Annotated in this window: 13 protein-coding genes; 5 read left to right on the plus strand and 8 right to left on the minus strand. The window is 37.7% G+C overall.

Annotated features, from left to right (window positions below):
• Positions 1–2 precede the first annotated feature (2 nt).
• The 5 genes from WD048_08550 to tsaD form a co-directional block, all read right to left on the minus strand.
• On the minus strand, positions 3–3701 hold the full coding sequence (locus WD048_08550) for a PAS domain S-box protein (GenBank protein ID MEX0812253.1): 3699 nt from the start codon (positions 3699–3701) through the stop codon (positions 3–5).
• Between the two features lie 321 nt (positions 3702–4022).
• Positions 4023–5330, minus strand: a complete 1308-nt coding sequence (locus tag WD048_08555; GenBank protein MEX0812254.1) for an AarF/UbiB family protein — start codon at positions 5328–5330, stop codon at positions 4023–4025.
• 170 nt (positions 5331–5500) lie between these two features.
• On the minus strand, positions 5501–6127 hold the full coding sequence (locus WD048_08560; protein ID MEX0812255.1) for a TetR family transcriptional regulator C-terminal domain-containing protein: 627 nt from the start codon (positions 6125–6127) through the stop codon (positions 5501–5503).
• Between the two features lie 43 nt (positions 6128–6170).
• A complete protein-coding gene (locus WD048_08565) occupies positions 6171–6488 on the minus strand; it encodes a YbaB/EbfC family nucleoid-associated protein (GenBank protein ID MEX0812256.1) in 318 nt (105 codons plus the stop codon).
• Between the two features lie 399 nt (positions 6489–6887).
• A complete protein-coding gene (gene tsaD / locus WD048_08570) occupies positions 6888–7895 on the minus strand; it encodes a tRNA (adenosine(37)-N6)-threonylcarbamoyltransferase complex transferase subunit TsaD (protein MEX0812257.1) in 1008 nt (335 codons plus the stop codon).
• A gap of 72 nt (positions 7896–7967) precedes the next feature.
• Here tsaD and WD048_08575 point away from each other — a divergent pair, with 72 nt between their 5' ends.
• The 5 genes from WD048_08575 to WD048_08595 all read left to right on the plus strand — a co-directional run bounded on the left by WD048_08575 (position 7968) and on the right by WD048_08595 (position 20511).
• Positions 7968–12779, plus strand: coding sequence for a translocation/assembly module TamB domain-containing protein (locus WD048_08575; GenBank protein ID MEX0812258.1), 4812 nt, complete (start codon positions 7968–7970; stop codon positions 12777–12779).
• Positions 12780–12994: 215 nt separating this feature from the next.
• Complete coding sequence (locus WD048_08580; GenBank protein ID MEX0812259.1) at positions 12995–17923, plus strand: T9SS type B sorting domain-containing protein; 4929 nt, start codon at positions 12995–12997, stop codon at positions 17921–17923.
• Between the two features lie 350 nt (positions 17924–18273).
• On the plus strand, positions 18274–18801 hold the full coding sequence (locus WD048_08585) for a DUF6134 family protein (GenBank protein MEX0812260.1): 528 nt from the start codon (positions 18274–18276) through the stop codon (positions 18799–18801).
• 167 nt (positions 18802–18968) lie between these two features.
• On the plus strand, positions 18969–19238 hold the full coding sequence (locus WD048_08590; protein MEX0812261.1) for a helix-turn-helix transcriptional regulator: 270 nt from the start codon (positions 18969–18971) through the stop codon (positions 19236–19238).
• A gap of 1 nt (position 19239) precedes the next feature.
• On the plus strand, positions 19240–20511 hold the full coding sequence (locus tag WD048_08595) for a type II toxin-antitoxin system HipA family toxin (GenBank protein MEX0812262.1): 1272 nt from the start codon (positions 19240–19242) through the stop codon (positions 20509–20511).
• A 69-nt stretch (positions 20512–20580) separates the two neighbouring features.
• On the opposite strand, the gene WD048_08600 is transcribed toward WD048_08595, so the two are convergent.
• From WD048_08600 to WD048_08610, 3 genes are all read right to left on the minus strand, one after another.
• Complete coding sequence (locus tag WD048_08600; GenBank protein MEX0812263.1) at positions 20581–21882, minus strand: FMN-binding glutamate synthase family protein; 1302 nt, start codon at positions 21880–21882, stop codon at positions 20581–20583.
• 485 nt (positions 21883–22367) lie between these two features.
• Complete coding sequence (locus WD048_08605) at positions 22368–22805, minus strand: hypothetical protein (GenBank protein ID MEX0812264.1); 438 nt, start codon at positions 22803–22805, stop codon at positions 22368–22370.
• 123 nt (positions 22806–22928) lie between these two features.
• Positions 22929–23396 (minus strand): hypothetical protein, encoded by a 468-nt coding sequence (locus WD048_08610; GenBank protein ID MEX0812265.1) that lies wholly within the window; start codon positions 23394–23396, stop codon positions 22929–22931.
• Positions 23397–23403 lie beyond the last annotated feature (7 nt).

A 23403-nucleotide genomic window follows, 5' to 3' on the forward strand; every position in this document is an offset into this window, starting at 1 on the left:
AACTATTTTTTAAGGTTGAAATAAAAAGCAGAACCCTTTCCGGCTTTAGATTTCACCCATATTTTTCCTCCGTGCCTTTCTACAATCTTCTTGCAAATAGCAAGCCCTATGCCTGTCCCCGAATAATTTGCTCTATTATTTAAACGCTGGAAAATTACAAAAATACGTTCTGAAAATCTATCATCTATACCAATTCCATTGTCTTTTACCCAAATATTGTAGCGGTCTTTGTATTCTTTATAACCAATTTCTACAACAGGTGGACTGTCTCCACGAAACTTTATGGCATTTTCAATTAAATTTTGAAAGAGACTGTGCAATTGTGATTTATCTCCTTTTACTTTTGGCATTTTGCCATATTCAATTGTGGCATTGGCATTTTTAATAGAGTTTTGCAGCATCGTTTCCTGTACTTGCAATAGCTCATGTAGATCAATCATTTCAAAATCCCTGCCTGCTCTATCAACTCTTGAGTATTCTAAAAGATCATTTACTAAATCTTGCATACGAGCAGCTCCATCTGTTGCAAAATCCATAAACTCGTGAATTTCCCCGTTTATTGAATTTCCCAATCTCCTTTTGATTAAATGCACATAGCTGCTTACCATACGCAGGGGTTCTTGCAAATCATGCGAGGCAGCATATGCAAATTGTTCCAGGTCTTCATTGGAGCGTCTTAGTTCATCGGTTTGTGTTTCGAGTTCTTTTTGAATTTCTTTCAGATTGGTAATGTCAATGGCTACGACCATTCCCATATATATATGGCCATTCTGATTCCTTACAGGAAGAAAATGCATTAAAAAATAAGTTTGCCCTATTTTTTTCTCCAGGGTAGATTCTTTTCCTATCAATGCATTTTTACAATAAGGTTCAAAAATATCGGCAAGTTCTTTGGCCAGTACTTTTCTAAGGGTTTTTCCTTCAATTTTTTCTCTGCTCAGGCCTGCACTTGCTAGTCCATCACCTTCTGAAAGTTTGAAACGTAGATTTTTATCATACAAAAACACTGAAGAGTTCGGGATGTTCTTGGCCAGTGTTCTGTATATTTCTTCTTGCTCAATTAACGATTCTTCTACTTTTTTGCGCTCCAGCGCATTAGCAAATACCTGTCCTAGTATTTTCAAAAGTGATAAAACATCTTCACTCCAATACAATTGTGATTTTTCAGATGTAAAACCGAGTGCTCCATAAAACTTATCCTCATAAGAAATTGGAACTACCAGTAATGAGGTAATATTTAGCAGGCTCATAATTGCCCGTAGATCTGAAGCCATAGGCGGAAGTTCTGAAACTTTGTTTATAGCCAGAACATTTTGACCTCTGAGTTGCTTAAATTCCCAAACATGATTTTTAGATGGGATATTTTTCAAGTACTGACTGCTAATATTTTCATGTTTTACAGACCAGTGATGGCTTAAATTAAATGATTTACCTTCTTGATTTTTGAGTATAACAAATGCCTGGTCTACATTCAGAAATTCACCAACATGTTGTAAGGATTTCTTGATTTCTGCATTGGTTCGGGTTGAATCAATATTTATAAATTTAGAAGAGAGATGCGTAATAATCTTTTCCAGCTCCATCCTTTTACTGAGCTTTTGCTCTGCATTTCTCCTTTCCATTGCATTGGAAAAAACCTGGGTTAAAATCCTGAACAACGCAATGGTATCGGGATTCCATTGTTTTGCTTTTCTTGTATTTTCCAAAGAAAAATAGGCTACAGGTTTACCTTTCGAGAACATGGGCAATATCAACAATGATTTGATATTTGCCTGTTGTAAGAGTTCGTAATTTTTCGGCTTCTTTTTATATATGGCTTCTGCATCCTTCAGTAAAAAATATCCATATTCAGTGACAGGTTTTAGTATCCAGTTCATATCCGTGGGTTTCAGTTTTTCAAACTCCTGTTTTACCTTTTCCCATTCTTCTGGATTGCTATGCGTCCAGTATTTTGAGATCTTAATTTCATCATTTTCTACTGTAGTAATAATGGTGCGATCTACCTTAATGAATTTGCCGACAATGGCCAGCGATTCTTCTAGAACCCTATCTATTTCAGTCCAATGTAAATTAATGAATTGTGCAGAGAGAGTCGCAATCATTTCTTTTAGGTCTAACTGAAATTTCAATTCTTCCTCTGTTAATTTCCTGTCTGTGATTTCTGTAGACACACTTAAAACCTGAATCTCACTGCCATCAGGGGATTTTATTGGTGTTTTAATAGTTTGGAACCATCTGATATTGTCGGAAGTACCAACCTTTAATTCAGGCAATACCTGAATCAAACCCGTATTCAATGTTTGCAAGTCATAATTAAAAAGTTGCACATAAGCCTCTTTTTTTGACCAGCTTTCTTTTTCGGGATTCTTATTTATAATTTTTTTAACAGTCCCCGGGAAAAGTTTACTACATGCTTTGTTGATCATCTGAATCACTCCTTCAGAATCTCTGACATAAATGGCATTGGGGTTTGCGTCAATAATATCTCTGAGGTATTGTTGCTGTTGACTGATGGCCTCTTCGGCCAATTTCACTTTAGTAATATCCTGACCTACAGATTGATACTCAATAAATTTTCCGTTTTCATCATAAATGGCCCGATCTGTCCATAGTTGCCAACGGAAACTGCCATCACGCATTTTAATGCGCTCGTCATATGTTACTACTGGGTTTTCAAATGTTAGTTGCGACAGCCTTTTTTTAAATTCAATTAACTCATTGCGGGGAATATTACCAAACAGGTTTTTGCCAATTATCATTTTTCTATCCAGGCCAAAATATTCGCAATAAGCCTTATTTGCAAAAGTAATAGTACCATTAGGCAAAAATCTTGAAATAAACTCAGTTTGGTCATCAACTACCGCTCTGTATCTTCTTTCGCTTGATTTTAGCTCAATGCCGGAAAGTTTTTTGGTAGTAATATCATTACCAAAAATATTCACATAATTGTATTCTTGAATAGGAGAAAGTAGCAGTTCAAATATTCTGTTCCCTGCCGTAAGTTCAAATTCTTTATTTTTCTCATCCTGCAAGTTTTTGCGGATAATTCTCTTCCAGAGGTCAGGCATCATTTCTCCTTGTTTAACCTCCCATTTTTGCAAAAGCTTACTACTGGCTTTATTGGCATATTCCAGTACTCCTTCGCCAGAAATACGCATTACCGGAAATGGGTTTTCATCAGGAATACGTGCCAGAATGGCCATTTCTCTTTGCTTGGATTTCTGATCTGTAATATCCCGTGCAATACAGGCAAAAAACTCGAAATTTCCTTTATTGTCTTTTTGTGTCCACAACATCAGTGAAAAGGGAACTACGCGTTGATCTTTGCTTGTAATATTTACTTCTCCTGACCATTTGTTTTTCTTAAACAGGGCTGGTACCGTTTCACTGAGAATTGTATCCAAACTTTCCGGTGCAAAAAACTTCATGAGCTCTGGTCGCTCCAGTGCTACCTGATTTTTTATTCCGGTAAAGGATTTAAAGGCTTCATTGGCATAATTGAGCTTACCTTTTCCATCTGTAATAAGTACTAAGTCTGATGTATTGTTGGTGACATTGAGCAATTGCCTGTTTTCAAAAGTAACTTTACTACTTTGCCTGGCAAAACTGTCAACTTGATTTGCGAGTGCTTCTTTCAACTGCTTATTTTCCAGTTCTAAATCAGCAATTTTATCTTTTAATGATTTATTTTGAACAGCCATTTTTACGACACATTGGTTAGGTGTTAATTCTCAAGAATAATAACCAATAATATAAACTTAATTAGTTGAAAGTAAAAAATTGATTATCCCTAAAAACATTGTAGTAAGTTCGAAAAATTACAGGCATTTTACTAATGAAATGCAAAAGAAATTATAAATAAACACCCTTATTGGATAAAAATCATGCAGAAAAATCAATAGAAATAAATCACAATAGACATGCAGGCGGTATTTACTCTATCGCCTGATCACTTCTAATGGATAAAACGCAAGTGGGGAGTTAATGGTCAGTGTATTGTGCAGCATCTGTATTGCTGCTTTCTAAACAGGTTCAATTTCAAAGCTTGCATCTATTTCAGCATTTAGCCGGTGTAAAATATTGAAAAGTCCGTAATAGGTTCTGTTCAGGTACATGGCGTGTTGGGTACCCCTGGGTTTGCCCGAATCGCGCAATCTTTTGTTTTTGGCCATACGCTGCCCGTATTCAGTCAACTCTTCCAAATATGCTTTGTCTCCAAAATTAAAATGTCCGGCTCTAAAAGGTTTTGATATCAACGCTTGTGCACCCATAAATACTTCTGTATAAAATGCCTTGTCGTCAGTACTGTCTTGTTCCTCGGTGATTTCCATATCCAACATCCACTGTTGCAGTTCTTCTGCTTCAAGCGAATTTTCAAAATCCATCAGGCGCAAAAACAAACGGTGGTGTTTATCGCTCAATTCTTTTATACAGCCAAAATCTATCACTCCGATTTGTCCCGATTCATTTATAATAAAATTACCCGGATGCGGATCGGCATGGAACCGTTTTAATTTATTGATCTGAAAATTATAGAAATTCCACAATTGCTGACCAATATGGTTTCTTTTTTCCTGATCTTTTTCCTCTTGCATAAACTGGTCAAGCGTAATGCCTTCTATCCAGTCCATTGTAAGAATTTTGGGGCCGGACAAGTCCCTGTAATATTTCGGGAAAAAGATATGCTCCAAACTTTCACAATCATTTCTCAGTGCTTCTCCCTGTTCGAGCTCCAGTTCATAATCTGTTTCTTCATTTAGCTTGGCTGTAATTTCCTCTAAGTATTTGGCAATGTCTTTTTCTTTAACCTTCATTATTTTCAGTGCAAAAGGCTTGGCCATTCTAATATCAGACTGAATGCTGTCTCTTACTCCGGGATACTGAATTTTTATTGCCAGTTTTTTACCGTCTAAAGTTGCCTGATGTACCTGCCCAATAGAAGCTGCATTTACTGCTTCTTTGGTAAAGGTGTCGTAAATCTCAAAGGGGCTTTTCCCGAACTGCTTTTTAAAAATGTTTTCTACAGAGGGGTAAGAAAGTGCAGGTACGCTGTGCTGTGCCAATGCAAATTGGTTGGCAAATGCCTTGGGCAAAACACTGTTGTCCATGCTCATCATTTGCGCCATTTTCAATACACTGCCTTTCAATTCAGTTAGCGATTCAAAAATATCTTTGGCATTTTGTTTGTCCAGCTCCTCTCTGTCGAGTTTTCGATCTACGGCTTTTTTAGCAAAATGTTTGAGGTAATTCCCTCCTACTTTAGCTCCGGTTCTTAAAAACTTGCCCGTTCTTCCCATTCTGCCCGAAGGCATTTTATCGTATTCTTTCATTTTATTTTAAAGTGTTTTGCGCTTAATAATCAATTAACATTCTCAAAATGCCAATTTCTATTACAACCCAGAATACAGGATTATTGTTGCCTTGTTTTTCTCTAATTAACTTATGTTATCTATAGCAATAGATAGAGTGGAGTATTCTTATCCTATTCAGATCAGGTATTCTATCTATTAGACAATAAAAACTTACCCAAATCAAATGCTGAATCAATAGGCCCTTTGCTGACAAGATCGAAAGACAATTGTACCGATTTTTCTATAAACGCATCGGTCAATTCATTATCGGGACTGCTGTCTTTTTTCCAGTAATTTAAAATGGCTAACAACTGCAACCAGAAAAATTTAGGATATTGGGCAAATATCAAAGGGCGATTTTTAATCTCTTCAGTTTCGGCTGCTTCCTCTAAAATATTTTCAGCAAAGCGGCAAAATGCTTTGCGCAATTTATCGGTATAATCTGATATGAAAGCAGTTTTACTCATACGCTGCAAATTGATTTTCACAAAATCTGCATCTTGTTTAACCAACTCCAAAAATGTGTAGTAAAATGCCAACAGCTTTTCCTGAGCAGAAAATTGCTCATATTCAGGAGCAGTACTAATGCGTTGAATACTTTCCAATGCAAACAATTCCCAAATGTCCCTTTCAATTCCAAAAAGCGATTTGTAATGGCTTTTGAAATCCTTGCGCTCAATTTTACTGAAAGTGCAAAACTCACGAACGGATTTTGGCCTGCGTTTTTTCTTACTGTAAAAAGTTTTATAGGTATCGAGGAGTAAATTTCGGTTCATAGCTATTGGTTTATAGTGAATAAATTAAATTACATGTGTTCATTCATAGGCCTAAACCCGGGATATTGGGCAATAGACCATCGGTGGCCTTTTTGGTTTCCACTTCCGCTACTTCATCGGCTTTTTCAAGTGCGCGATTTACAGCAATGGTCACAAGGTCTTCAATTTGCTCCCTGTCGCCTTCTTGAATCAATTCATCGGCAATTTGAATATTGATCATTTCTTTTGCTGCACTGAATGTAGCTACAACTTGCTTGTTTTCAGCATCGCCTTGTACATGAATGGTTTTAAGCTGCGCTTTCACAGCTTCCATTTTTTGTTGTGCTTCCTGAATTTTCCCAAACATTGATCCAAAATCCATAATTGTATTTTTATTTCAAAGTTAGCAAATCTGTGTAGATATATCTGTGCTTGATTTTTCTGAACACTAAATATATCCTGTCAAAAAAAACCAATTTCAAACCGCTGGCTTTCCGATGCGTTTTTTGAATCTGATTGAATTTCTCTCAATCCAGATTATGCATTGAAAGCAAAATAAAATTTTAACCCGGATTGTGCATGGGGACTTTGTCATGCCCGCCTGAATGACTTTAGTCGGGCAGGAAGCTTGAAAGCACAATAAAATCAGGCTGTTTGGAAATTTTAGCATAGCATCGCTATGGTGAAATTGAAAACTGCAACGAAGTGTCTGATTTTGAAGTGATTTCATGCTACAATAGATTTCCTAATGCATATTCCGGGTTTAAAAGAATGTTCGGGACTAAAGCCCATACCGCGCAGTAGGCCCAGTATCCCATCCTGCAAAATCGTTTTCCAGGTATTTGAAATAGGCCGTTACGCCAATCATGGCAGCATTGTCTGTGCAGAATTCAAATTTTGGAATAAAAATCTGCCAGCCCTGTTCATTCCCAAGCCTTTCTAATTCACTTCTTAAATGGCTATTGGCCGAAACACCACCAGCAATGGCAATTTGATTGATATTGTATTTTTCAGCAGCCATTTTTAATTTGTAGAGCAAATAATCTACAATACGGTATTGTACAGAAGCACAAATGTCGTTTAGGTTTTTTTGAACAAAACCCGAATCCTTCTTTTCCTGCTTTTGCAAAAAGTAAAGTATGGCAGTTTTAAGACCACTAAAGCTAAAATCCAAATCCTTTACTTTGGGTCGAGGAAATTCAAAGGCTTTTGGGTTTCCCCCTTTGGCATATTTGTCAATCAATGGGCCTCCTGGATAAGGAATACCCAACATTTTGGCAGTTTTATCAAAAGCCTCACCAGCCGCATCATCTATGGTTGTGCCCACCACTTCCATATCCAAAGGAGCTTTTACAAGCACTATTTGCGTGTGCCCTCCACTTACAGTCAGACACAGAAAAGGAAATTCAGGCTCCGGTGCTTCTGCAAAATGCGCCAACACATGCGCTTGCATATGATTCACCTCAATAAAAGGGATTTCCAGAGACCAGGCCATGGATTTGGCAAAAGAAAGCCCCACCATTAGTGAACCAATTAAGCCCGGGCCACGTGTACATGCTATAGCATTGAGCTGTTCGGGCACAATATTTGCTTTGCTTAATGCCTCGTGCACAACAGGTACAATGTTTTGCATATGTGCACGTGAAGCCAACTCAGGTACTACTCCACCAAAAGACTGATGTACAGACTGATCGGCAATTAGATTTGAAAGCACACGATTGTTCTTTAAAACAGCAGCCGAAGTGTCGTCACAGGAAGATTCAATAGCAAGGATGTGGATATCAGACATGTACCGCGCTGAATTAATGATTAATTTTGAATGCTGAACAAAAATAAAAGTTGAAGAGCAGAATAAAGATTCTTGAAGCGATTTAAAAAAATAGCACTGATATTACTGCTGCTTATTGCCGTAGTAATCAACCTAATGTACTTTGTAGCCAATAGCAGCACTGTGCAAACTTTTATTGCCCAAAAAGCTACACAGATTCTATCTGCATCGCTTGGAGCAGAAATAAGCATTGAGAAAGCAGAATTGCGCTTTTTCACAAAAGTGGTTTTACACAATGTATTGATCCTCGACCAGGAAAGTGATACGCTTTTATATGCAGGGCAAATTAATACCCGTATCAATTTTATCAACCCGTTTAAAAACCGCTATTATCTCTCAGAACTCCGCATTGATCAATTGTATATTAATTTCAATAAAAAAGCTGGAGCAGAACAATACAACTATGAATTTCTTGGCATTACAAACAATTCCTCCAAAAAAGCAAAATCTGAAATACCCGATTTCAAACTCAAGCAACTTTATATTAACAATTTAAAGTTTTCACAATACAATGCAGCAAAAAGACAAAAGCTATTCCTCAATAGCAATTTGGCATCAGTGAGTAGCAAGAATATAGACCTTCCCAACAAACAAGTACACATCAATGCACTAATATTAGAAAAAGCCTACGTAGAATATCAAAAATTTGGCCTGGTGGACAGTGCTCAGAAGGACCTAAGCACTGTTGCATCTACTTCCTGGAATCCAGATAACTGGGATATCAGAATCGACCATACTATGCTGAGCAATTCCGAATTCCACTATCAAAAAACCGGATATCCATATGAAGGAGAGGGAATTGACTACAATAACATCAGTGTGAGCAGAATCAATTTGGATATTAAGAACACTTATTTTGATTGTGACTCAATTAAAACTGAAATTGACAATTTAAATGCCAGGGAAAAAAGCGGTTTTCAAATTAACAATCTTCAGGCTATAGCAAAAATAGCCCCAGATGAAATGGTCTTTGAACAATTGCAGCTGCGTACTCCGAATAGCCATATCAATGATTATTATGCTATGCGCTACGACAATATCAATGATTTTAATGATTACGTAAACAAAGTCAGAATGGAGGGCCGTTTTCAAAATGCGAAAATAGCACTTCAGGATATCAATTATTTTGCAAAAGTGCTGAACAAAATAGAACACAACACCGTGTCATTAACTGGTAGTGTTTCCGGGCCGGTAAGTAAACTCAGAGGAAAAAATTTAAAAATTGATTTTGCCCGAAGCAGCCGTTTTGAAGGTGAAATAGCTATGACAGGATTGCCGGATTTTAAAGAAACATTTATTCGGCTTGACATCAACCGCAGCTCAGGTAATTTTAAAGAAGTCTTTGATTTCTATCCACACATCAATCCTGTATTGAAGAATATGGAAAATTTGGGGAAGGTTAATTTTTACGGGAAATTTATTGGCTTCCCCAATGATTTTGTGGCAGAAGGAACACTGGTATCAGAAATCGGCAAGATAGAATCTGATATCAATGTAAAATTACAGGAGCAAGATGTAAACTCTTCCTATTCCGGAAAATTAAGTGCTACGGATTTTGATCTTGGAAAATGGCTGGGGCAAGAAGATCAGCTGGGTAAGTTAAGTTTTACTACACAAGTTGAAGGTACAGGCCTGGAATTGGACAATATGGATGCGCGCCTTAATGGTGATATTGAAAAGTTAGGATTATTGGGGTATGAGTACAGTGAAATCAATGTAGATGGTAGTCTGCAAAGACGATTGTTTGAAGGAAAACTCATTGCTGATGATCCTAATTTTAACCTGGAATTTGATGGCCTGGTAGATTTTATGGACTCCGTTCCAAAACTTTCATTCAAAGCATTGGTACACAAAGCAGATCTTCAGGCATTAAACATCACCGATTCAGTTTTTACTTTCAATTCAAACATGCGTTTAGATTTAGTCGGTGATGACATTGACAATTTCAGTGGTACAGGAAGCTTGTACAACAATAAAATCATTACTTCGAATGACAGCTTTCTATTGGATACTTTAATAGTAAATGCCAGGCAAATTGATGAACAAAGCCGTTATATCGGCATCAATTCAGATTTGGCTGACGCAACATTTAACGGATATTTTAGCTTCAGGACTCTACCAAAAGCCCTGAGTGATTTTGCACGATTCTACATTGTACAATACAGCAAAAGTGAAGAAGCCGAAAGTTTTATCAAGCAATCGGAACAGCTCTTTACATTTGATATTGACATTAAAGACAGTAAAAACTTTACAAAACTACTTTGGCCGGGACTGGAAAGTATTCAAAGCGGAGAAATGAAGGGCAGTTTCAGCAGTTTTAACAATACATTGATAATGAATTCTGAAATCAGGCACATTCATTTGCTTCAATCTGAAATCAGAAACTTCAAATTGAGAACTACCAGCAGTGGCAATAAATTTCAAATCAGATCAACAATTGACAGTGTTTTTTATAAAGACAGTCTGGTCAGCGAGTGGATTGAGTTCAATTCGGATATGAAAGAAGACAGCATTCATTTTTATGCCGGCATACAAAAAACCGGAGATCCCAATTACATGAAGCTTAATGGCTATTTTCAAAGCGATTTAAAAAGTCTGCGCGGTGGTTTTAAAAACAGTGAAATTGTTTTACTCAATGAATCCTGGGTATTCAGCGAACCAAATCTTATTGCATTAAATAAAAATTTTCTAAACATTGAAAACCTAAAGCTCAGTAATAAAGACCATGTCTTAAAAATTAATACACAAACAACAAAAGACAGTCTGGTCAATTTAAACGTGGAATTAGAACAATTTCCTTTGAGCGAAGTATCAGATATCCTTAGAAATTTCACCCATTTTAGTATAAATGGTATGGCTGTAGGCAATTTCAAAGTCGAAGACCTTTTTGGCAAGCAGCAGTTGCGTTCATCTCTTGATGTCAAGAATTTAGAAATCAATGATTATCCAATGGGTGAATTGACTTCAAGGATAGTTTATGGACACAACTCTGATTTAATGAATATTGAAGGCACTTTACTGGGGCAGGGTAACGATGTTCTGCTTTCCGGTCATTACGACCTCGGTAATGTTACTGACAAACTTAACCTGATATTTAGAGTCCGGAAATTCAATCTCGTCAACACAGCGCCCTTCTTTCAAGATGTTGTTACACGTCCTACAGGCAATATGAGTGGTAATATATTCATTTATGGTTCTCCGCAAAAACCAATTTTAAGTGGCAAACTAAAAGCTGAAAATCTTTCGGCAAAAGTCAATTATCTCAATACCCGGTATAGCATACCTACACTAACTGCGGAGCTAAAGGATGACCGTATTAATTTCAGCGATTTCCAGGTATTCGACAATGAAAACAACCTTGCGCTGGGAGAAGGAAAAATCAGGCACGATTATTTGAAAAATTTCTTCCTGGATTTTAATATCAATACAGAAGCTCTAAAGTTTTTAGACACCAAATCTTCCCATAATCAATCATTTTATGGAACTGCATATGGAAAAGGTTACGTGATGATTGCAGGAGATTTGAATAATATAGATTTCTACATCAATGCCACCACACTTAAAAATAGTGAGCTTGCTGTTTCCGTTTCTGAATCAAAAGAAGTAGAACAGTACAATTTCTATCGTTTTGTAAAATCTGACAACGAGAAAGCCGATGAAAAGAAAAAAGATTTCATTGTAAAACGCTCGCCTATTTCTGTAAATATGGATTTAAGATTTACTGAAGCAACCCAATTGAGCTTAATTCTTGATTATGAAGAAGGGGATGTGATCAGGGGAAATGGCAATGGCAAATTAAAAATCAGCCTGGATAATTTCAACGAGTTAAATATTTCAGGAAAATACATAATTGAAGAAGGCGATTATCTCTTCAGCCTGCAAAACCTTATCAGCAAAAAATTTAAAATGGAAAGTGGCAGTTCAATTACCTGGTTGGGAGACCCTACTGATGCCCGACTCGATATTAATGCAGTTTATAAATTGCGTACTTCTCCCTATGATCTTATAGAAGATGCAGTAGTTGCCAATGCAGATTTAGAATCAGCTGCAAGAAGCAGGGTGCCCACCTACCTGTACTTACTTATAGGCGGAACACTTGATAATCCTCGAATCAATTTTGATATTAAAGTGCCGGATGCCGATCAGGCCATTAAAAGTACCCTGGATAATAAGCTACAATTGGTAAAACTAGACCCCAATGAATTAAACAAGCAGGTAGTAGCATTGCTGGTACTAAATCGCTTTGTACCAGTTCACCCGCTTGGCAGCAATACCAATAATACAGTTTTAGAAGGCGTAAATAATACGGTAAGTGAATTTTTGTCCAATCAATTGTCCCTGTATCTCAGCGATTGGATATCACAATTTATTACAGAAGTACAATTGGATGTGAATTTCAGAAATTATCAGACAGAATTGGGCAACAATGGAGGAGGTGGGGATATTTCCAATGAAGAAGATTTTCAAAACCGCAGGGAATTGCAACTTGCACTGACCAAATCCTTTTTAAACAACAGACTGATTATAGATATTGGCGGAAATTTTGATTTCGGTCAAGAAAATCAGACTGTCAACTCACAAAACAATGATGCCACCAACGTAACCGGAGATTTTGAAATTCAATATGGGCTGACTAAAGACAATCGACTGCGCATGAAAGCTTTCAGAAAAAGTGAATACGATATTTTCAATGAAAGAAACCGCAACAAAACCGGACTGGGCGTACTCTACCAAAGGGAGTTTGACAATGTGATTGATCTATTACGCTTTATCAGGAGAAAAAAAGAGAAAAAGGCTGAATCAGAGCAAAACAAATCTGAAACAAACACAGAAAGCATTGATTAAATGGAACCCTTAAGAATTTAATTGCTGTTTTCTTAAAAGTGTTGTAATTTGTAAACAATTACATAAAAACACCCACTACCGAACTTTTGCAAAGTGTTAAATACTTTCATTAAAAGTTAAAATTCATTATTTTAGTAGGCTTTTAGAGTTTTTCATGAAAATTTCAGGTCAGAGTACTTTTGTGTAGATTGACCATAAACTTTATATTTTAAATTATGCGCGGTACTATACTTTTTGTTTTGTTTGTTTTTATGGCATTCTATGTTAATGCCCAATGCGTTACCAATGTAAACTTTAATTCAGGGTGGGATGTAGCTGGTCGAAAAACTGGGTTGAGTCCAAACCCAGATTGGAATCCAGCAGGTGCTGTAGTAACTCAAGATAAAAATGTAGATAAACCAACTTTTTTTGTTACGGATGATAACATGATGAATGTAAGAATTACAGGATCTTTTAGAAGTGATGATGGCACATTAGGTATTATGGGTGATGATGACTGGATGGGTTTTGTATTTAGCTTTCTAAATCCTATTCCAGAAATTGATAGCTTTGATTGTTGGTTGTTTGACTGGAAAGCGAGGCAACAAGGTTCTTCTCCTCAAGGAATGTCTTTGTGTGAAGTTAATGGTTATATCCCTCTAGGACAACAAGGTACTCATTTTAAAGCGCATCAAAATGGCCCGGCATTTACAGTTGCTCAAGACAATTTTGGTGGTCCAGGTTGGGATTATGATGAAACCTATACTTTTGAGCTACGGCTTACTTATACCAGGGCATTGATATATATTGATGGGAGCTTAATTTTTGACCAAACAGGCTGTTTTAAGCCAGGTAGGTTTGGTTTTTATAATCTTTCTCAACCTGAAGTATTTTATGGTAATTTTCAATATGATTTGTTTGTTGACTTTTTTGTTGATAATAATGGTAGAGCTTGTCTAGGTGAGGATATGAGTTTTGAGTTCGTTAACCCTTGTTTGAACAATGTTGATTTAAGTCAATATCAGTCAATTGTTTGGGATTTTGGTGATGGAACACCTCCAGTGGTTAATAATAACCCCACATTTGCTAATGCTAATGTAACTCACACTTATCCTTCAGCAGGTACATATACTGCATCATTAACAGTAACTGATATCCTAAATTGTACTGAAACTGCAACAAAATTAATTGAAATTGCAGATCCAATTGTCCTAAACCCCACCTTAACCGAGCCTACTTGTAATGGTGCCCAGAATGGTGAAATCAGTTTGAACCCAACAGGCGGTTTCGGGAATTATTTGTATTACTGGAATGGTGGTGTCAACAACCAACAAACATGGGTTGGCCGTAGTGCGGGAACTTATACGGTAGTGGTAACCGACAGCATCTGTTCTACTTCAGGGCAGTTTACATTGGATCAACCAACCCCTTTAACTGCAAGTGTCACCTCTACGGATGCAACATGTAACGCCAATGATGGTACAGCGAGTATCAGTATTTCGGGAGGTACTCCACCTTATCAGAATATTTCATGGGCCGGAATTCCCGGAGCTACTCGCACAGGGCTTTATCCGGGAACCTATATTGCAGATTTTGAAGATGCCAATGGCTGTTCAGCTGTTTTACAATATACTGCCACTATCAACAGTTTACCCTGTGGAATCACTGCAAGCACCTCTACCAGTGATGTGAGTTGCTTAAATGGAAATGATGGCAGCGCTACTCTTACAGTTACCGGAAGTACTCCTCCTGTAAACATTTCCTGGTCAAATGGCGATACCGGTCCAACAGCAGTCAACCTGACAGCCGGTACTTATACCTATACATACACCGATAATGATCCTAATCACGATTTCAACGGAACAGTAACCATACAGGAACCAACAGACTCTTTGGAACTTGATCTTCAAACAATTGGTATTTCCTGTCCCGGAGCAAATGATGGACAAGCTATTGCTTCTGTAATATCCGGGGGAAATCCACCTTATAATTACAACTGGAGTGGCGGGCAAGCAAACGATCCGGTAGCATCAAATCTTGCACCCGGAACAATCAGTGTCACTGTTACCGATATACTTGGTTGTGGAAATATTGCCAGTGCTACTATTTCAAGTGTTCCCACTTTAAGTAGTAGTATCACCACTGTTATAGATAGTTGCTATAGAGCAGGAAAAGGAAGCGCAACAGTTGCTGCTACAGGCGGAACCCCACCATACAACTATGAGTGGAGCGATTTCAGTACTAATCGTATCAATGATAACCTGAGGGCAGATACCTATTACGTGACAATAACAGACGATAATGGCTGTTCAATTATTGACACCGCAATTGTTGGTGGCCCTTCAGACCCACTTTCTTATACTTATATTAAGGAAGATGTAGAATGTGCTGGAGATAGTACAGGAAGCTTTGATATAAATGTGACAGGAGGAACTCCCGGCTACATTTTTGACTGGGATTCAAGTTTTGTCTCTGGCAATAATCCAACAGGTTTGCCTGCAGGAATATACAATTACAGCATTACAGACCTGTATGGTTGTGTAGTGTATGGTGGAGACACCATTTTTGAACCAGATACTGCATTAACAGTCTTAGCCTCAACAACTGATGTGACATGCCATGGCGCAGATGATGGAACACTTACGCTCGTTATATCAGGTGGCACTCCCCCCTATTCTTACCAGGGAAATCCTTTGCCTGTAGATTCTGTAACCCTAACAAATTTGCCTCCGGGAAACTATACAGGTTCAGTAGAAGATTCAAATGGATGTTCATTTACTGTGAATGAAACAATAACAGAACCCGGACCGCAAAGTTTAACTATTGGCAGCATTGACAATTTGTGCTTTGGTGAAAGTGAAGGGCTTGCTTTTGCTGAATTCATCAATGCTACTGGAGCGGTTAATTATTCATGGACTGGCGGATTGAACGGAGACACTATTACAAATCTTGCCTCAGGTACATATACTGTTACTGCTACTGATCAGAACAATTGTCAGTTTATCGACAGTGTTGAAATCACAGAGCCTACTGAATTGACTTATAGTTCAAATACTACAGATATTGATTGTCACGGTAACAATACCGGTAGTATTGATATAACAGCGAGTGGTGGAACATCAGGCTATACTTATCAATGGGATTCTGCGTCAGTTTCAGGAAATAATCCTACCGGGCTGTATGCCGGGATATATAGTTATACGATTACAGATGCCAATAACTGTGAAGTTTTGGGATCTGATACCCTAAACCAACCCGATGCAGCGCTAACATTGACTGTATCTGCAACGGATGTAAATTGCAATGGTGCAAATGATGGTACATTGACGATTGTAGTATCAGGAGGTACTCCTTCTTATTCCTACCAGGGAAATCCCTTGCCAGTGGATTCAGTTACCTTAACAAACCTACCTCCAGGGAATTATTCCGGTGATGTGGAAGATGCAAGCGGATGCATTGCTTCTGTGAATGAAACAATAACGGAACCCGGACCACAAAGCTTAGATTTAAACGGAACCGACAATCCGTGTTTCGGTGCATCCCTGGGCAGTGCTGATGCCAATTTTGTGAATGCTACAGGCACAGTCAGCTATGACTGGACAGGTGGATTGAGCGGCAGCAGCATTTCAAACCTTAGTGCCGGAACCTATACAGTAACTGCTACTGATCAAAACAACTGTGTTCTTATTGATAGTATCATTATTTCAGAGCCAACACCAGATACTTTGACAGTAAATGTTACCGATGCAAGTTGCTTTGGAAAAGACGGAAGTGCAACAGCAAATCCGGTTGGCGGAAATCCACCTTATACTTTCACATGGAGTGATGGCAGCAGTGGTCAGACTGTGGATTTACCCGCAGGAAATTATACCGTGACAGCATTAGAAGATGCGACAGGTTGTGGAGAGTTTGGAACATTTAGTATAGACGAGCCCGATGAACTAATAATTGCTGCTCAGCTAACAGATATTGATTGCAATGGTGATGATTCCGGAAATATATCCATTACCGCAAGTGGTGGCTCGGGCGGAGGATATACCTATGACTGGACACCAAATGTTTCAAATAGCAATATTGCCAGTTCACTTACTGCTGGAGATTACACAGTAAATATTACCGATTCTGACAATTGTCAGAGAGACAGTACTTTTACCATTAATGAACCCACACCCATTGGTTTAAGTGCCTCTGCTACTGATTTGCTTTGTTTTGAAGACGCTTCTGGAAGTATAGATGCCGGGGTAACTGGTGGGAATGCTCCGCATGATTACGTACTGTGGGAAAATGGCACTAATCTTCAAAATTCAAGTGATGGTAGTTTTAGCGGTTTAAGTGCATCCACTTATACCATTGTTGTAACAGATGCCAGTGCTTGTATCGATTCTGCAACTGTACAGGTAAACGAACCAGCTTTACTACAAAGCCAGTCCAGTGCACAGGATATCAGTTGCTTTGGTTTCGGTGATGGTCGCTTGAATGCATCTGCCAGTGGTGGAACTCCCGATTTTACTTATGAATTATTAGGTGAACAAAACAACAACGGTATTTTTGATGGCTTACAGGCAGGAAGCTACACACTAAATATTACAGATGCCAATGGTTGCACTACTTCCGAAAGCTTTGTAATTGAAGAGCCAGACAGTCTCAATTTATTCGTAAACCCGGACAGTGCTATAGTTGATGCCGGTGAAATACTTGAATTGCTGGCGAGCACCAATTTAAATGGTGCATTCAATTATACCTGGGAGCCTGAAAACAATTTGTCGTGTTATGACTGTGCGGATCCTGAGTTTACGGCTATTTTTTCAACAAGTTATACAGTGACAGCAATAGATACCAATGGTTGTCTGGCAGAACACACAGTGGTACTTGAAGTTATCCCGAATCATAATTTTGATGCCCCGGATGCATTTACTCCAAATGGAGACGGTGTAAATGATACCTGGAATGTTTATGGGAATATTGAGGGCTTGAAAGAATTTAGAGTGTTGTTGTTTGATCGCTGGGGAGAACTAGTATTTGAAAGCAGGGATCCAAATTTCCAGTGGGATGGAACACGTAACGGAACACCATTGTCACCTGATGTTTTTGTATGGCGCGTCAGCCTCGTATTTTATGATGGATACACTGAAAGACGTTCAGGTTCAGTTACTTTAATTAAGTAGCGATTGTCCATACTGTTAGCTAAATATTTTGAGCCTGTCAGGGATAAATATAAAATTCCTATTTGCCCTAACACAAAGGCTTTATCAATTGCCCCTTGCAGAATAACCTGTATTCGGAAATTCTTTAGTGCTCAGCTTTTAAATAATTTCCGAATCAGGTTTTTAGTATCAAAATAAGCTTGACAAAATGAATTGATTGAGCTAATTTTTTAAAAAATACAATTCTGCAAAACAACCAAAACACCAATTTCATAGTCTATATACACAGAAATCAGAGATAAGTAATGCACACAATTTTATTCAAACTTTTAATTTTATTGTTTCTACCTTTTTTCCTACAAGCACAAAGTTTGAAGGAAAATTCTAAGTACACCATCGTAACCAAAAACGATACGGCCGGTTACCTGGAAGTAAGCAAATGGCAGGAAATGGACACCGTATTTTACAGCTACTACAGCAATGCCACTACTACCCTACTGAAAACATTTCATGTAGTATCCGAGCGTATTTGCAAATATGCCAATGGACAATTGGTTTTCAGCCATTCGGAAAATATTGTAAATGGAAATGTAAGGGATGCTGCTACTACCATTTGGAAAGGTTCGCACTACGAAATACAAAATGGAAACAGCAGCAGCATTGAAAATGAAATCATTGATTTTAGCTCTGTATTGCTTTTCTTTTTAGAGCCCAAAAATATCCAGGAAACCTTTTCTGAATTAAAAACCAGTTTTATAGCATTCAGCAAACCCGAGGAGCACGCCTACAAACTCAATACGGGCTGGGGCAAGCATTCCACGTATTTCTACGAACAGGGCTTGCTTAAAAAGGCAGAAATCGTTACCCCTTTGATTTCTTTTGAGTTGCTGCGGAATTAATTGGCTCAGCTTTATCTTTTTAAATGCATAATATATTATGCGTAATATTGCATAATTAGCAATAATGCAAACTATATTGTTCATTTTAGTATTTTTGGCTTATTTTGAACAATAAACTATGTATTTACTCTTATTTCAACTATATTTGAATAATAAATTGTGCAATTATGGTTTTTCAAAACATCAAAATAAGAGACCTAAAGTCTGAAATTGGCCAATTGATAAAATCTTTAAGGAAGCGGGATAAGCTCAGTCAAGAAGAATTGGCCCAATCACTGGATTTGTCAAGAATCACCATTCAAAATTTAGAATCGGGAAAGAATTTCACCATCGATACTTTATTGAAAGCTTTGCAGCATTTTGATTTGCTCAAGGAAATGCACCAAGTAATCGAAAAACTGCACAGAGATAGCGATAATGTAGATTCATTGTATTGATATGGCTAAAAACGAACTCATAAACGTATTTTGTTTCGATAAGGAAATTGGCAGAATTGGATTTGATGAAAATGCCGGGAAATCCTTTTTTCAATACCACCCTGATTTTTTGGAAAGTAATATTTACAAAAATTTAATCCCCCAAACTGGGGTCATCAGAAGGGTGAAGCAAGTGCAGGTTTTTTCTCAATTCAACAATGAAACTTTCAAAGGGCTTCCCCCAATATTCGCAGATTCCCTACCCGATTTATTTGGCAATATAATTTTTAAAACCTGGCTTGAATCCAATAACAAAAATTTCAATCAAATTTCAGTAATTGAACAATTGGCCTATGTTGCAAACAGAGGAATGGGCGCTTTGGAATACAAACCAGCAATGGAAATTCCCAAAAACACGAGTATTGATCTGGAAGAAATCACTGGTGTGCTGAAAGCAGTTTTGTCAAAAAAAGAAGCCACTCGACCTGGCAAGCTCAACAGCCAATCACTCTTGAATATTTTCAAAATAGGAACTTCCGCAGGTGGCGCAAGACCAAAGATCTTAATTTCAGAAAACAAGCATACCGGAGAGATTATGCCCGGTGATTTAAATACGGCAGCGGATTTCAATCATTATTTGGTCAAACTCGCACTGGACGAGGAAGATGGCTTTGAACGGGAAAAAGTGGAATACGCTTATTACAAAACTGCCCTTAGCCTGGGCATCAATATAATGCCCTCCAAACTAATCGACAACAAGCATTTTGCCACCCAGAGATTTGATCGGCAAAATGGCCAGAAAAAACATGTTTTGACCGCTTCTGGCTTGACTGGATGGGATTTCAAAAGCCCTGAAAACTCGAGTTATGAAAACCTTTTTGAATTGGCGATTTTTCTAAAAATTCCACATAGGGAAATTGAGGCACTTTACCGGAGAATGCTGTTCAATATCATTTTTTGCAATACGGATGACCACCTGAAAAACCACTCCTTTATTTACAATGAAAAAACAGACAAGTGGAACCTGGCTCCCGCTTATGATTTAAACTATGCACTCCATCCACTTATAAATTACAAGCGCATTACCAGGGCACTTTCGGTCAACAATAAAAGAGTGGATATCCAATTGAATGACCTATTGAAAATAGCGGAGCAATACACCATAAAAAATCCGAAAGGTAGTATGGCCGAAATTCAAGAAAGTATTGAAATATGGGAGCAAGAATTAAAGAATTTGGACATCAGCCCCAAGATGATTTCAAGTATGAAAAAGGATTTTTTGATGTTTGTTTGAAGTTAAACCCCAAAATAACCCCTATAAATTTTCTTTTTTTAAAGGGCATTGCTCCTAAAGGATGTAGTGTTAATTCATATCCTCATCATGTGTTGCATATATCTCCTCATAAGTAAGCACTTTGTCCATGGCCACTCTCCTGTTTATATCTGAGCGTTTGATCTGTTCTGGCTTTGTAAAACCGGCTGCTCCCAATAACTCCATGAAGTTTTTCACCGTATCTTTGTGGTAACTATATACTCGCTTAGATTTATCCTCCACTACCAAACCTTTGACCAAGCTCTTATTCTGTGTAGTGACCCCAACCGGACAAGTGTTTCTATTGCATTCCAATGCCTGGATACAACCAGCAGAAAGCATCATAGCACGCGCACTGTAACAGATATCAGCGCCCAGTGCTATTGACCTGGCAATATGAAAACTACTGATTATTTTTCCAGAGGCAATGAGTTTTATTTCCTTTCTAAGTCCATGTTTTTTGAGCAAATCCGACACAAAACTCAAGGCATCCCTTAAGGGCATTCCCAATGAATTTGAAAACTCTACCGGAGCAGCACCAGTTCCCCCTTCTCCCCCATCTACAGAAATAAAATCCGGGGTAATTCCTGTTTTTTTCATAGCGTTACAGAAATCAATAAATTCTTCTTTTTTGCCAATACAAATCTTAAAACCTATTGGTTTTCCTGCTGATAATTCCCTTAGTTCTTTGATAAATTCCATTAAACCTTCTGCATTGCTAAAAGCAGAATGACCCGGAGGTGAATGCACATCTACATTGGGTTCTATACCTCTTATTTCTGCAATTTCCGGGGTGTTTTTAGAAGCAGGCAATATTCCCCCATGGCCAGGTTTTGCCCCTTGCGAAATTTTAATCTCAACCATTTTCACCTGTGGATCCCTTGCTTTTTCTTTAAATTTTTCAGCAGAAAAATCCCCATTGGCATCCCTACAACCAAAATAAGCCGTTCCAATTTGCCAAATAAGATCCCCGCCATACTTTTTGTGGTAACTGCTAATTCCTCCCTCGCCAGTATTCTGGGCAAAATCACCCATTTTAGCACCTAAATTCATGGCCATTACCGCATTATTGCTCAATGCGCCAAAACTCATAGCCGCAATATTCAAGATACTTGCGGAATAAGGTTGTTTGCAGTCTTTTCCACCTACCTTCACCCTTGGCAACAACTCCAATTCACGGGCATCTTTGGGATAAACAGAATGATTCATCCATTCATATCCTACTCCATATACATTAGATTTTGTTCCGAAAGGCGTGGTATCGATCTCATTTTTAGCCCTTTGATACACAAGTGAGCGAAAGAGTCTATTGATGGGCTTTCCATCCGTATCCGTCTCCACAAAATATTGCATTATTTCCGGTCTAAAATTTTCTAGCAGATACCTTAGATTGCCAACTACCGGAAAATTTCTTTTTATAGTTTGTTTTTTTTGCAAAATATCACGCAATCCTATAATGATTAGGGGCGCAACTACTATAAAAAGCCAAAGTATTGGTTTCCAGAAAATTGAAATAAGAAAGATAAAAATGATAGAAAAAACGGAGCTTAAAATAAATATTTCTCTAGGTTTCAAAACAATAATATTTAATAAATTAATTAGGTGATTGAGTAGTCATTAATCTAACTCATTTCCTTTTAAGTAACAAAAAAAGCTTTTCACATTTGTTTAAAATATTTAAAAAAAACACTCTTCATTGACATTGGGAATTATATCCCACTTTATTATCCTGACACTAAATTTAAACTGTGCATTAGGCATAAGAACTATCAGAATGTTAGAAGCAAAAAACAATTTTATTTGAAGTTTAAATTCCTAAGGGTATTGCATTTAGTGAATCATATTCCAAAATAATCCCTATAAATTTTCTTTCTTGGTTTAAAGGCCATCAGCATAGCTGGATGGATCATTCGATCCAATAAAGCGTTTGAGGTTTTGAAAGTAATGTCGTCAATAATCAAGGAGTAGTTTTCATCAATTTTTTGCACAATATGCCTGTGTCGCCAATATTTCAGGGGAAAAGGCAAGGTATTTCCCTCATCTATAAACCAGGCCTCTTTTTCATTGCTGCCGTGCTCCACAATATCGCTGATCCAATCGAAATAGGGCGGAACCTTAAAGCGGATATGCACCTGATCGCCTTTTTGGGAACCGGTAAATGCCTTGATTTCTACGGGTGGAAATTTGGGCGTCAAGGCTTCGAATAGTTTTCGGTCGAATTGATGCATCACTGCCAAATAATGCCCCTTTACTTTTGTGCTGAGTTTGATGTTCACTTAATGAATTTTTAAAGGAAACATCAGGATTGGAAATTGGTTGAGTTACTCAACTTTTTGTAGCTACTGAATAGCCAAACCTTCAAGGTTTTGAAAACCTTGAAGGTTTCACAGAACACCAGATTATTTTCTGATTTTCACAGCATTCCCTATAATAAGGCTATCGTTTACATTGTAGGAAAACAAAACATTGTAATAATCGCTTTCCGGCCTTTTTGGAAAACATCTATTGCAGCCTTCTCTTTTTACGATAAAATCACCAACTCTGTATTCCCTCCCAGAAGCAAGCCTTATTTTGTAGGCTGTGTTTAAATCAAAGTTTAGATCAATTTCTACAATGGTATAATCGGCACTATGATAAGGATCTAAAACTATTGTACTGTCAAAAGGTGCGTTAAAAGCAGCATCCGCTTCATAGAAAAAGACATATATTGAATCCAATTCCGATTCCTGAAATCCATAAAAATTGATGGTCAAATAGTCTCCAAAACTATCACAATCCTTCTTGGTGCAACAGGCATTAATCAGAAACAGAACAGCACATGCCGAGCATGTAATTATAAATTTTTTGATAACTTCAAAAAATCTCATGTTCCAA

Source organism: Chitinophagales bacterium (assembly GCA_040877935.1).
GTDB lineage: Bacteria > Bacteroidota > Bacteroidia > Chitinophagales > CAIOSU01 > JBBDNB01.

Excerpts from the sequence above, each read along its gene's own strand:
- WD048_08550 (MEX0812253.1), bottom strand. The coding sequence starts at position 3,701 with ATGGCTGTTCAAAATAAATCATTAAAAGATAAAATTGCTGATTTAGAA.
- WD048_08595 (MEX0812262.1), top strand. The coding sequence starts at position 19,240 with ATGGCTAAAAACGAACTCATAAACGTATTTTGTTTCGATAAGGAAATT.
- WD048_08565 (MEX0812256.1), bottom strand. The coding sequence starts at position 6,488 with ATGGATTTTGGATCAATGTTTGGGAAAATTCAGGAAGCACAACAAAAA.
- WD048_08600 (MEX0812263.1), bottom strand. The coding sequence starts at position 21,882 with ATGCAATATTTTGTGGAGACGGATACGGATGGAAAGCCCATCAATAGA.
- WD048_08560 (MEX0812255.1), bottom strand. The coding sequence starts at position 6,127 with ATGAACCGAAATTTACTCCTCGATACCTATAAAACTTTTTACAGTAAG.
- WD048_08555 (MEX0812254.1), bottom strand. The coding sequence starts at position 5,330 with ATGAAAGAATACGATAAAATGCCTTCGGGCAGAATGGGAAGAACGGGC.
- WD048_08580 (MEX0812259.1), top strand. The coding sequence starts at position 12,995 with ATGCGCGGTACTATACTTTTTGTTTTGTTTGTTTTTATGGCATTCTAT.
- WD048_08610 (MEX0812265.1), bottom strand. The coding sequence starts at position 23,396 with ATGAGATTTTTTGAAGTTATCAAAAAATTTATAATTACATGCTCGGCA.
- tsaD (MEX0812257.1), bottom strand. The coding sequence starts at position 7,895 with ATGTCTGATATCCACATCCTTGCTATTGAATCTTCCTGTGACGACACT.
- WD048_08590 (MEX0812261.1), top strand. The coding sequence starts at position 18,969 with ATGGTTTTTCAAAACATCAAAATAAGAGACCTAAAGTCTGAAATTGGC.